The organism is Chamaesiphon polymorphus CCALA 037, assembly GCF_003003845.1.
In the GTDB taxonomy this organism is placed as follows: Bacteria; Cyanobacteriota; Cyanobacteriia; order Cyanobacteriales; family Chamaesiphonaceae; genus Chamaesiphon; species Chamaesiphon polymorphus.
In genome coordinates this window covers 1-11,309 of the sequence record NZ_PVWO01000156.1, presented here as the reverse complement: position 1 = coordinate 11,309, position 11,309 = coordinate 1, and the positions used below count along the sequence as shown (strand labels likewise).

12 protein-coding genes are annotated in these 11,309 nt (G+C 47.9%); 2 read left to right on the top strand and 10 right to left on the bottom strand.

Annotation, left to right across the window (positions count from 1 at the left end):
• Nucleotides 1-28: 28 nt before the first annotated feature.
• Together C7B77_RS13560 and C7B77_RS13555 are read right to left on the bottom strand one after the other, a co-directional pair.
• A complete protein-coding gene (locus C7B77_RS13560) occupies nt 29-679 on the bottom strand; it encodes a DUF938 domain-containing protein (RefSeq protein WP_106305502.1) in 651 nt (216 codons plus the stop codon).
• A 30-nt stretch (nt 680-709) separates the two neighbouring features.
• Nucleotides 710-1,201, bottom strand: a complete 492-nt coding sequence (locus C7B77_RS13555; RefSeq protein WP_106305493.1) for a GAF domain-containing protein — start codon at nt 1,199-1,201, stop codon at nt 710-712.
• Nucleotides 1,202-1,554: 353 nt separating this feature from the next.
• On the opposite strand from C7B77_RS13555, the gene glmM reads away from it, so the two are divergent.
• Nucleotides 1,555-2,946 (top strand): phosphoglucosamine mutase, encoded by a 1,392-nt coding sequence (gene glmM / locus C7B77_RS13550; RefSeq protein WP_106305490.1) that lies wholly within the window; start codon nt 1,555-1,557, stop codon nt 2,944-2,946.
• A 7-nt stretch (nt 2,947-2,953) separates the two neighbouring features.
• Here the strand turns inward: glmM and C7B77_RS13545 are convergent, their stop codons facing one another.
• The 5 genes from C7B77_RS13545 to C7B77_RS13525 form a co-directional block, all read right to left on the bottom strand.
• Entirely contained in the window at nt 2,954-3,718 is a 765-nt protein-coding gene (locus C7B77_RS13545; protein ID WP_106305488.1) for a Uma2 family endonuclease, read from the bottom strand.
• Between the two features lie 46 nt (nt 3,719-3,764).
• The gene (wecB, locus tag C7B77_RS13540; RefSeq protein WP_106305499.1) at nt 3,765-4,868 is read right to left on the bottom strand and encodes a non-hydrolyzing UDP-N-acetylglucosamine 2-epimerase; all 1,104 of its coding nucleotides are present in this window, start codon (nt 4,866-4,868) and stop codon (nt 3,765-3,767) included.
• Nucleotides 4,869-5,153: 285 nt separating this feature from the next.
• Nucleotides 5,154-5,528 carry a hypothetical protein gene (locus tag C7B77_RS13535; protein ID WP_106305485.1) on the bottom strand — a complete coding sequence of 125 codons (375 nt, stop codon included), beginning with the start codon at nt 5,526-5,528 and terminating at the stop codon, nt 5,154-5,156.
• 649 nt (nt 5,529-6,177) lie between these two features.
• Nucleotides 6,178-6,837: a fasciclin domain-containing protein gene (locus tag C7B77_RS13530; RefSeq protein WP_106305482.1), complete on the bottom strand. Its 660-nt coding sequence runs from the start codon at nt 6,835-6,837 to the stop codon at nt 6,178-6,180.
• A 210-nt stretch (nt 6,838-7,047) separates the two neighbouring features.
• Nucleotides 7,048-8,226, bottom strand: coding sequence for a hypothetical protein (locus tag C7B77_RS13525; protein WP_106305479.1), 1,179 nt, complete (start codon nt 8,224-8,226; stop codon nt 7,048-7,050).
• A 358-nt stretch (nt 8,227-8,584) separates the two neighbouring features.
• Here C7B77_RS13525 and C7B77_RS13520 point away from each other — a divergent pair, with 358 nt between their 5' ends.
• Complete coding sequence (locus C7B77_RS13520) at nt 8,585-8,815, top strand: hypothetical protein (protein ID WP_106305476.1); 231 nt, start codon at nt 8,585-8,587, stop codon at nt 8,813-8,815.
• 34 nt (nt 8,816-8,849) lie between these two features.
• Here C7B77_RS13520 and C7B77_RS30750 read toward each other — a convergent pair whose 3' ends face one another.
• The 3 genes from C7B77_RS30750 to C7B77_RS13505 form a co-directional block, all read right to left on the bottom strand.
• A complete protein-coding gene (locus C7B77_RS30750) occupies nt 8,850-9,290 on the bottom strand; it encodes a DUF6887 family protein (RefSeq protein ID WP_219892145.1) in 441 nt (146 codons plus the stop codon).
• Entirely contained in the window at nt 9,290-9,469 is a 180-nt protein-coding gene (locus C7B77_RS31890; protein WP_106305474.1) for a DUF6888 family protein, read from the bottom strand. The genes C7B77_RS30750 and C7B77_RS31890 overlap by 1 nt, the downstream gene beginning before the upstream one ends.
• A 68-nt stretch (nt 9,470-9,537) precedes the next feature.
• On the bottom strand, nt 9,538-11,309 hold a 1,772-nt coding region (locus tag C7B77_RS13505), incomplete at its 5' end, for a phosphoketolase family protein (RefSeq protein ID WP_106305471.1).

Sequence of the window (11,309 nt, the reverse complement as noted above, 5' to 3'; positions counted from 1 at the left end):
AGTCTAAAGTATGTAGCGATCGATCGAATTATTCAACCACTTTAAAGACAACGGACAGATTGTTAGCGGGCATGGGATAGATTTTTTGAAGTTCGAGGTGATGGCTTTGAGCAACAGTGGTTATTTCTTCTAAATCTCGGACACCCCATTCTGGATTTTGAGCTTGGAGACTGGCGTCAAAAGCAGCATTACTGGGGGCTGTATGGACTCCACCTTGCTTGAAGGGGCCATATAAGTACAAGATACCACCGATCGGGAGGATGCGCTTTGCGCCTGCTAATAGCCCCAAATAAGCAGATTTAGGAGCGATATGAATCATATTTATATTCACGATCGCCGTAATCGGGTGCTGATGGAAATCGCAATCTGGTAGGTCTCCAGATTCTACCAACCACAGAGAAGTGCTGGCATCGAGATCGATCGGGGGATATATATTATCGCACGGTATGGACTGTTGCCATGCGGTAATGCTAGCTCTAGCATCGGGATTGGGATCTGATGGCAACCAATAGCGCGGGGCGAGTTGGGGAGCCATAAAAATACCGTGTTCGCCAGTACCGCTGGAAATTTCGAGAATCGTACCTGTCGGTGGTAATACTTGGCTCAAAACTGCGAGAATCGGTTCGCGATTGCGCTCGGTGGCGGGCGCGTATCGTCTACGATCGAGAGAGTTATCCATTAAACCTCGTGCGTGAATCGGCATAGTTATTTAACTATCTAGGCTATCGGCGAAGATCGATACATTGCTGGCGGTGACTTGCATTGCCAGGATGTTATCGGCACTCCAATTAAATGTAGATTGACAGTGATGTGCGACTAGCAATCCCCACAAGCCCCGAGCGCACAGAATTGGTACGACTAGATTGGCTTTTACTTGCAATTCTCGCAAGAAGTCACGATGACAAGATTCGATCGGTTCTACCTCGATATCAGGAATTGCGCGAATTCGGCCATCTTCGTAAAGTTGGCTATATTGGCTATTGAAACATTCATCTGCCCCGCTCGAACTGAGAATTGACAATTTGCGATCGCTTAATGACTCAAATGTTACTTGTCCGACTCGTTCGGAATTAAAAGAATATAATACTACTCGATCGACAGTAAGTGTCTGGCGCAATTCATCGAGAATTGCTTGAATTAATTCATCTTCAGCTAAGTATCGGCGCAATCGATCGAAGGTTATTTCTAATGATGGTTCCATGAATCGTGCATTGGATATTGATTGTCGATAGAAGATCGGGACTGGAATTTATGAATACACTTAACTACTAGTCAGGTCAAACTTGCAAAGAACGATCGCGATCGCCGCCACTTTAAATTTTATCTAATAACATGGTGCTTTGTTGGCAAGCATCGACAACCTAATCTCATAATTGCCACCAAACAAATTGGCTCCGCTGTGTGCGATCGGGCAAAACCGCTGGCAGTAGTTCGCATCCCACGATCCAACCAGCGGCTATAGAAATTCGGCCAATGTAAATAATATCTCTTGAGTATTGCCACCTTGAGTAATATGATTTACCAAGCGAGCGATAATGTCCCATCAGTGTATATATGATTACATCTTCCCCGATCGAGCATCTCAATCTACCCAATTCACCCTTATTTGGTACGGACGGAATTCGCGGTAGGGTGGGCGATGTCCTGACGGCAAATTTGGCTCTCCAGGTGGGATACTGGGCTGGAATAGTATTGCGTCAGGCTGCCGATGATGTTGGGCCGATCGTTATCGGTCAAGATTCGCGCAATTCTAGCGATATGTTAGCCAGTGCGTTGGCGGCGGGGCTAACTTCAGCGGGGATTGAAGTCTGGAATTTGGGATTGTGTCCGACGCCTGGAGTCGCACATTTGACAGCGACTAGCGATGCGATCGGCGGCGTAATGATTTCGGCCAGCCACAACCCGCCAGAAGACAATGGCATTAAGTTTTTTGGATCCGATGGTACCAAGCTTGCTAAGGACTTGCAGGCGGCGATCGAGGCCGGAATCAGAGGACAATCGGGGTCGCATGTCGAGCCAGAAAGATGGGGTCAGCTCTACTTCACACCCGAATTAATTACGCAGTATGTAGAGGCAATGAAAGATTCCCTCTTGCCAGATACGAGTTTAGCCGGGATGAAAATCGTCCTCGATCTGGCAGCAGGTGCGGCGGTAGATGTGGCTCCCAAGATTTTTACACAATTGGGTGCTGAGTTAATTTGTCTCCACGAGGAGGCAGATGGCGATCGGATCAATGTCAATTGCGGTTCGACTCATCTAGGATCTCTCCAAGCCGCCGTCGCGCTCCATCAGGCGGATCTGGGGTTTGCATTTGACGGCGATGCCGATCGAGTATTAGCTGTAGACAATCGGGGGCGGAAGGTGGACGGAGACTATATTCTCTATTTCTGGGGTCAACACCTGAGCCAATTGGGACTACTCCCGAACGATGCGATCGTCACCACAGTGATGGCAAATTTGGGCTTCGAGCGGGCTTGGCAAGCTTTGGGCGGTACGGTAGTCCGCACGGCAGTAGGCGACCAATACGTCCAGGCGGAGATGGCTAGTAGCGGGGCAATGTTGGGTGGCGAACAGTCGGGGCATATTCTCTCGCCCCAGCATAGCGTCAGTGGCGATGGCATTTTGACGGCATTACACGTAACTGCGATCGTCCAGCAGTCTGGTAAATCTCTAGCCGAGTTGGTAGATAGCAGTTTTCAAACCTACCCCCAGATTCTCCACAATGTCCGTGTAGACGATCGCGAAGCGCGGCTCAACTGGGCGAAATGTCAACCACTACAAGATGCGATCGCGGAAGCGGAAGCGGAGATGGGCAACACTGGACGGGTACTCGTGCGTGCCTCCGGTACCGAGCCATTAATTCGGGTAATGGTGGAAGCCGAAAGTATGCAAAAGACCGAATACTGGACGAAATATCTAGTCGCGATCGTCGAACAACATTTTTAGCACGATTTCAGAGATTTGCTGGATCGATACCCAATTCCCGCAACTTGGTAGCCAATTTTTCTGCTTGCTGTTGAATATCGTTAGCACGCTGTTCGGCAGTATCGGCACGCTGTTCGGCAGTATCAGCGCGTTGCTCGGCAGTATTCGCACGTTGCTCGGCAGCTTGACGGCGAAGATCTAGATCGATAAAACTCAAAAACGGCTGCCCGTCGGGACGATAGATCTCTAGTTCGCCAGCTTCTGCTAATTTAAACCGAACACCTAGCAGCGGACTAATCCAATCAGTTGCGTCCTCATTGGTGTCACCTTCCCTTTGGGAAATTGCTTCTAATCGCTCGCCACTTCTCATCCAACCTGCAAAATCAACTCGATCTGGATCGTAGATATAATACTCATCCACGCCATACTGCTCGTAAAAGCGCAACTTTCGGTTCATTTCCCCCATCCGATTGCCTGGAGACAGAATCTCAAAGACAACTTGTGGGGCGATACCCTCTTCTCGCCATTGTTGATAAGAACCTCTGTCTCCTTTTGGTCTACCAAATGCCACCATAATATCTGGTGCTTGACGAATCGTATTACTGCCCTCGACTGGATACCATAATAAATCTCCCGCTATAAAAACATCGGGGTTTTGGGCATATATCAGTTCGAGGTTTTCTTTAATCGTGACAATCCACCGAAATTGTTTAGTATTATCGGACATCGGCAGACCGTCACTATCTGGATAAATAACCTTGGCAGTAGTTTCAATGACAGTTGGTGCGACCATAGCTATCTACTCCATAAATCTGTCCTTATTATATCTACTAGTAAATTTAAACTCCAAAAAACTGCTCTACCGCAGCAAGAATCTGCGTCGAAGCCGTCCCATCGCCGAAGGGGTTAATTGCTGTCGCCATCGCTTGATAAGCTTGCGGATTGGCGAGTAATTCACTTGCTGCTGCGGTAATTCTATCTATATCCGTACCGACTAACTTCGCCGTTCCACCCGTCACGGCTTCGGGACGCTCGGTAGTATCTCGCAAGACTAAAACAGGCTTACCCAAGCTGGGTGCTTCTTCCTGAATCCCGCCGGAGTCGGAGAGCAGGAGATAACTGCGTTGGATGGCTCCGACGAGTTGACTATAGTCGAGGGGTTCGGTGAGGAAGACGCGAGGATGCTCGCCCAAAATTTGGGTGAGGGGTTCGCGCACGGTGGGGTTGCGATGCAGGGGTAATAATAAAGCGGTATCTGGGAATTTTTCTAAAATCTGGAGCATTGCCGCACCGATATTTTGTAACGGTTCGCCCCAATTTTCGCGACGGTGAACTGTCGAGAGGATGACGCGGTATTTACTCCAGTCTAAGCCGGGGATATCGCAAGGCGGTTGCGATTTAGCGACGGTGAGGAGTGCGTCGATGACGGTATTTCCCGTCTGATGGATTGCGCCTGTGACGTCAGATTTAGCGAGATTTTCGACAGCGAGACTGGTGGGGGCAAAATGTAACTGGGCGATTTGGGAAATTAGTCTGCGATTGGCTTCTTCGGGAAAGGGATTGTAGATATTATCCGTCCGCAATCCGGCTTCGACATGCCCGATCGGGATTTGTTGGTAAAATGCTGCTAAGGCGGCAGCAAAGGCGGTAGTGGTGTCCCCTTGCACGATGACGACTTGGGGTGCGATCTCGCGAAATAGTTTTTCCAATCCCTGCAAGCTACGTTGGGTAATATCTGTCAGCGTTTGTTGATGCTGCATGATATCCAAATCTCGATCGGCTTTCAACCCAAAAATCTCCATTACCTGCGCTACCATCTCCCGATGTTGCCCAGTTAAAACTACCTGTGTGGCAAATTTATCGGATGACTGAAATGTCCGAATCACAGGGGCTAATTTAATTGCTTCAGGACGAGTTCCGAGTGTAAAACAGACGCGAATCATAAGCTCATCTAGGTAGTGAATAGTCAACCCTTGCAGGTGGTGCAGTCGGCGATCTCCCAGCCACAATTTAGAGGTAGCGAGATTTGCACACTATCATCCTACCGCTCTATCCTCTTTCGCGATCGATTCCTCATGAGGATCGCTAGATTGCTCGTTTTTGACTCCTGCAACTCTCATTTCTAAATTTCGAGCGTATTTTAAGCTAAAAAAGACCACAAAAAAGCTCGACCGATTGGCCAAGCTTAAAATCTGACAGATGAGATGAACAAAACCAAATTGCGATCGTTAGGAATCAATATCGCAGGTGAGAGGGCAGGTAGCATAAGTAGTGGTACTGACAGGATTTGCATCACCATGCAACCAACTCAACCAGCGAACTTCTTGAGGATGAATCCCTTTTGACGTAAGAACTGCCGCCCCAACAACTACCGCTAAAATATTTAGCGCGATCGTACCGCCTGCTACTAGTAAAACTGCACTGACTGGAAGGATCGGGTGCAATGTAATCGATAGTAAAGCTCCAATGGTAGCCATCAACACAACTAACGGAAAACCAACTACTAATAGAGTCACTGTCAGCGCAAAACACCAAATCAAGAAGCTTTTAGAGATCGCGACGTAACGGCTTTTGTGAATGGTACGAGTTTGAGTTGATTGCATTTTATTGGCTCCGGCTATCTGGATGGATACTGGCTAAAACTGGTATGTTTTCGTCAATCCCATATCGGGGATCGATTTAAGCTGGTGATATCAATATAGATAATCTATCCAAAAAAGAGTAGGGATGTTCAAAAAACTTTACATCATTATTAATCTGCACGGCACTAAATACTTCTTAAAATCTGCTAAAGTCGATCGATACTTTTAGCAAGATTATCCCAGCTAAATAGTTGCGGTAAATCGCCTCAAATCTAGCTATAATCGCGACTTTCGCTAAAAATCTGTCGGTAAATTTCCTCTTTGACGATTGGCAGTACGCGAGAAAACCACTCGATTCTCTTGCCAAGAGGCTTCCCCAACGAGATAAGAGGATCGAGTCTGAAACTAAAAAGTTTAATAATTATTTTACGATCTGTCGATCGGTTGGCGTTGACGAGGGCCTGCCGTTAGGCACAGCCTCGGTGCGAGAGAATCGGGCGAGATTTAGCTGGTAGATTTCTTACTTTTAAGTACGAAATAATGGCTAGCCGCCTGAAGGTCGGGCGATTAGCCATTATTTAAGATCGTCTGACGACTAGTTGAAAATCTAAAGAGGTAGTCGAGTCAATTTTGTCCGACCGACCCATCCCCAATCTAATCGCGATGGCAATTAGTTTTGAGGTAACAAGACAGTATCGATCGCGTGAATGACACCGTTACTAGCTTTGACATCAGCTTTGACGACCTTAGCGTTATTAATTCTTACCGTTTTGCCTTGGAGCCGGACAGTAACATTACTACCTTCCACCGTGGCAACAGGGCCTGCTTTGAGCGTCTTGGAAGTAACGTTACCCGCAACAACGTGGTAGGTGAGCACTTTTTGGAGTTGTGCTTTGTTTGCAGGCTTGAGCAGGTTAGCGAGAGTCGCTTTAGGGAGTTTGGCAAATGCAGCATTAGTAGGTGCAAATACAGTGAAAGGGCCAGTGCCAGACAAAGTATCTACTAGATCTGCGGCTTTGAGTGCAGCAACCAATGTCGAGAAGTTTTTGTCGCCAGCGGCAATACTGGCAATCGTTTTACCAGCAGGCTTGGTTGTCCCAGTACCACTAGGAGTCGTGGTTGCAGGTGTGGTAGTAGTTCCTGGTGTGGTAGTCGTTCCGGGAGTAACTGCGGGGCTAGGGGTAGTTGTGGTTGCAGGTGTAGTAGTCGTTCCAGGTGTGGTAGTCGTTCCATTTTGAGCGTTACTGGAAATACTGGCCAAAAGACCCGCACTAACAACCGCAACGCCTAGAGCTGCGGCGATCGATTTTTGGAATGTATATCTAGACATGGGAAGAAAACCTAATTAATAAGTATGAATGCTTACTAGAGCTTACGACTTTTAATTAAGTTTTGTGTTCCCGTATTTCGATAGATAAAGTGATGATGCAACTGTTGCAGGATCTAGCGGCTGGATACAGCACCTCGGCCAGGTGGAAGCGAGTAAATTACGGCACATCTCATCTGAGATCGAAATATCAGGACAGCGTATAACCAGAACCTACGATTGACACGTTTCCGGATCGAATTTTACTCGGTACTGATAGAGAACTTTCTTATCTCGATCTGCTATAGGTCGGTCTCGATCTGCGGTGTTTGCCGCAACTATTGCGGCATCTTTAGCTTTGACCGCTAGCTGGCGATTTTCTGGCGTATCTTCATTAGCAAAAGCAGTAGCATCGAGCGAATCTGGAGTAATATTCCCCAAGACATTGCTATTCTGGTTGTCCGGCACTTTATCAAAAGCAACCATATACACAATCAGGGGCGGCGTTGATTTAGTAGTTTTTGGACAGGATATTCCGGGCGGATATGGTTGCTGTAAATCTTTAGGTGTATAAACTACAAGACCGGGATATTTATTCCGATATTCTATTTCTTTGGCCAAAGCTGCTTGTGCGTATCCACTACCACTATTATTTCCCGCGCCTCCCGTTGGTGGCTGTGTTGTCGGTGTGGTTGTGGTGGTAGAGTTGGGCGAAGTGTTTGGTTGTTGCGAGCCTGGGGGTTGTTGAGCTGGAGTATTGGGGGTAGTTGTTGGCGTAGTGGTTGAAGGATCGGTGCCGTCATCATCTGTCGCGGGAATTGGTTGCGGCGTTGGTGCGGTAGTTTTTTTAGGTTGCGGCTGAGTTTTGGGCGGAGGCGATTGTTGCGCTACTGTTTTTTTGGGAGTATCGCCTTTTTTTGTAGGTGGCTTGGTAGGTGTTGGGGTGGGTTGGAAAACAGCATCGGGATCGAAGATGGCAGAGGTGGATTGCTTTTGCTGTGCTGCTTTTTGCTCTTTTTTCCCAGATGGTGGTTTGCTAGTACTCGGCGTACGGATTGGTGAAAAGGGGATAGTCTGTGGCGCGGTAGAAAATTGCGGCGTTGTTGGTGCGACAGATGGGCGAGTAGTAGGAGCTGGCTGGGTGACAGCAGGCTGTGGGACGGGGGTTGGTGGTGCTTGCGGGATACGTTGCAGTTCGTTGGGAGTTAGTTGTACCACCTTCACCGTAGTGGGGCCAGCTTTTTTGCCTTCTGGTTCTGGTTGGGTGAAGAAGGGTAAAGCAGTGCCAATAATGGCATGAAGCGCGATCGAGCCGAGGATCGCGATCGCTGTCGGATCGGTTAGAATGTCTAAAAAGTTTTTGCGGGTGGAAGATTGATACATATTAACCGTAAACGCTAACTGCTCAGACATCAGGACTAGGCGATTCTCTCCACAGCGGATGCTTACGCCTAGGGTGGGGCGAACGCCCTCGCAATTTTAGACATAGACCGATTGAAGATGGTTTCCGCTCCTTTGTCTCTACAACAGATCGACACAGACAGGAGAAGGCTGCTGAGATAGCAAGCATCAAGCTAATGACAGGCCGACGCCAACGAGAACCAAGTTACAATGCTGCTTTGTCTATACCTATGCTCGATTCCCCGCTACTCATTCTAAACTACATCTGGCGATCGTGAGTCGCTGTTTAAATTCACAGCAGACAGCGGCAGTTCGATCGAATTTTTGTCATAATTATTGAGATATATTAATTTTTTGCAAAAAGTCACCTATGCTCGGAGAATTGAAGTCTTTTCGACAGAATCCGCTCCGCTGGCTGAAGCGGCGGTATCTACGCTGGGTGGCATTAGGCTATTGGAGCTACCGTTGGCTTGTCAGTCGCGGTAACGAGCGACAGTTTGCCCAAGTGCAAATTTGGCGAGTAGCCGCAGGCTTCGATCTCGCCGCCTGGATGGTAGCAATGGAAGATTCGGTCAAGCCAGAATACTGGGGGATGATGTAGCTCTGTGGCGATCGATTCTAGATCGCAGCTTCAACTATAATTTTGGAGAAATCCAACCTTTGAGTACTGCTTTCCCAATATTGAGATATTTATCTTCTAAAACAAGTTCATCAATTGCACTCTCTCCACTCGATCGCAGTGCTGCAATTACTCTTTGCTTGAGTACTGGCTTAGTCGCAATGTTAATGTAAGCGATTTTTTCTGCTTCATCGGTAGCTGGGTTTGTTTCCTCTAGCTGTTTGAGTAATCTCTGAATTTCGGTTGCTGCCTCAGTCAGTGGCTTAGAGTTCCTAGTAATGTGAGCGATAAATTCAGGGTAGTTATCTAAATCTTGTGGCGATTTTAGCGGTGGCATTTCTGTCCAATCCCCTACTCGATCTAGTAAATCCACATAAGCATAAAAAGCTGCATTATCTTCTCTGTTTGCAAGAACATAGTTGTGTAACTCTTTACGACTCATTTGTTGGTAGTCCATTATAAATATCTCCACTTACCATTAGGATATATTGTGACAATGGTTTCCTCTCCTGCCAAAAAGAAAATATTTCCGGTTCTCTCATCAAGGCGAACCATATTAATAGACAAGTAGAAGTTAGTAAATCGACAGCATAGTGAATAACACTGCGCCATTTGTGCTGCTGTAGGCTCTGCCATTTGTGAAAATTATAACATTTGCATTAAAAAATCCCCATCTCCAAACGGAGACAGGGATCGATCGAATCTTAACCTACCAACTCTAATCCCCGCTTACAAATAGCCTCAGCAGTGATGCCATTAAATGACATCAATTGACCAGCAGTGGCAGTAGTTTCGCCCCGCTTCCAGGCAAAGGTATCGCGCGGTGAGATCGATCGCAACATCACGGGTTCTAACATCGCAGGTGCGCCGCCTGTGATGCCGATGAGGGCATTGCCACCGAAGATTTCGGCAAACTTAGCGTCGGAGAGGAAACCGCCGTCTGGTTCGCTACAGGTATCCCAGGCGACATCGCTAGGACGATAGAGACGACGAGGATTGATAATCGAAACGATTTTCGAGCCGATGCCTTCAGTTTTTAAAAACGCAGCGGCTTCAAATGCTGGTGCTAGCGTCATGTCGCCGATAACTGCGAAGACTACTTGCTTATCGCCAGGAGTATCTTGCAAGACTACCGCACCCTCTTCTAAACCTTGCCGAGTTTGGGCAAAGGTAGTGCGGATGGGCAAGGGCGATTTGCTGGCGGTAATGACTACGCCTTTATTTTGGGTAGTTAATGCCCAGTCGTAGCAGATTTGGATGCTATTCGCATCGGGTGGGAAGACAGGGAAAACATTACCATTTCGCATCATCGAGGCGAAGTAGGCTTCGATTTCGGGACGTTGGTGCGTCCAGCCGTTGCGTCCCTGTTCGAGTGCGCCTGCGGTGTACAGAGTGATGGTAGAAGGCGTAGGGCGACGCAATTCTGCCATTGCTTGGGTGACGGTTTGCCAAATGGGTAAACCATTGATGGCGAAAGATTCGTAGGAGCACCACAGGGTACGCGCACCCATCAGAGCTAATCCGGCGGCGAGTCCCGCACAGGCATCTTCACTTAGGGGTTCGTAGACTTGCCCAGTTGGTGCTTGGAAATATAAATCGTCGGTGGTGGGGTGAATGATTTTGAGGGCTTGGTTGATATTGGCAATCCCTGAAGCTTCATTCCCATCGGCGTTGGTGACGAGGAAGTTTTTGTCCTGTTGTCCGACGTAGCCGACTAATCGCCCCATTGCGGTAGTAGATACTTTAGCTTCGCCTGCTGCATATTCTTCGAGGGGGAGCATACCGAGGCTGGGGACTGGTAATACTGATTCTGTAGTAGCTACTTTAGATGATGAACCACCGCCAGCACGTTCGCAATTAGTCCGCACGAGTTCCCAGGCTTGGAGATGGAGCGCGCGATTTTTCAATCCGCTGACAATATCGGCATTATCGAGGGTATGGTGAGCGTAAAGGTTATGGGATTTGGAACCCGTCGCGTGAACGCCCGCACCTTTGAGCTGTTTAATAATGAAGACGGTTAATTTACCACTCATTGCAGATTTAGCCGCTTTATCCACACCAGCTAAGATGGCTTGAGTAAAGGCTAACCGTTTTTCTAGCGAGAACAGCGTACTATCGACATATTCGCCAGTCTGATTCTTATCGTCGAAATCCTTGGCATTCACCAGAATGACTTCCTCAAATCCGTTACCCTGCCAGTAACTAATCATTTCCTGGTTAGTCTTGGTAGACACCATACTATGATGCTCCTGAGAATAACCATTCCACACCAAGACGGGTAAGAAATTAGTTACCGTGGGGAACGCAGTATGGAAATGCTGCATCGCACTAATAATGTATGGCTCGCCCAAACCACCATCGCCGACGGTGAAGGGGAATGATTTATCGGAATGCAACTTCGCCGCAGACATGGCGAAATGTTGACCTTGACCGAGTGGCCCCGCAGGCGCGAGAATACCAGGGATAAAGCCAGATA

Excerpts from the sequence above, each read along its gene's own strand:
- C7B77_RS13560 (WP_106305502.1), bottom strand. The coding sequence starts at position 679 with ATGGATAACTCTCTCGATCGTAGACGATACGCGCCCGCCACCGAGCGC.
- C7B77_RS13555 (WP_106305493.1), bottom strand. The coding sequence starts at position 1,201 with ATGGAACCATCATTAGAAATAACCTTCGATCGATTGCGCCGATACTTA.
- glmM (WP_106305490.1), top strand. The coding sequence starts at position 1,555 with ATGATTACATCTTCCCCGATCGAGCATCTCAATCTACCCAATTCACCC.
- C7B77_RS13545 (WP_106305488.1), bottom strand. The coding sequence starts at position 3,718 with ATGGTCGCACCAACTGTCATTGAAACTACTGCCAAGGTTATTTATCCA.
- wecB (WP_106305499.1), bottom strand. The coding sequence starts at position 4,868 with ATGATTCGCGTCTGTTTTACACTCGGAACTCGTCCTGAAGCAATTAAA.
- C7B77_RS13535 (WP_106305485.1), bottom strand. The coding sequence starts at position 5,528 with ATGCAATCAACTCAAACTCGTACCATTCACAAAAGCCGTTACGTCGCG.
- C7B77_RS13530 (WP_106305482.1), bottom strand. The coding sequence starts at position 6,837 with ATGTCTAGATATACATTCCAAAAATCGATCGCCGCAGCTCTAGGCGTT.
- C7B77_RS13525 (WP_106305479.1), bottom strand. The coding sequence starts at position 8,226 with ATGTCTGAGCAGTTAGCGTTTACGGTTAATATGTATCAATCTTCCACC.
- C7B77_RS13520 (WP_106305476.1), top strand. The coding sequence starts at position 8,585 with ATGCTCGGAGAATTGAAGTCTTTTCGACAGAATCCGCTCCGCTGGCTG.
- C7B77_RS30750 (WP_219892145.1), bottom strand. The coding sequence starts at position 9,290 with ATGGACTACCAACAAATGAGTCGTAAAGAGTTACACAACTATGTTCTT.
- C7B77_RS31890 (WP_106305474.1), bottom strand. The coding sequence starts at position 9,469 with ATGGCAGAGCCTACAGCAGCACAAATGGCGCAGTGTTATTCACTATGC.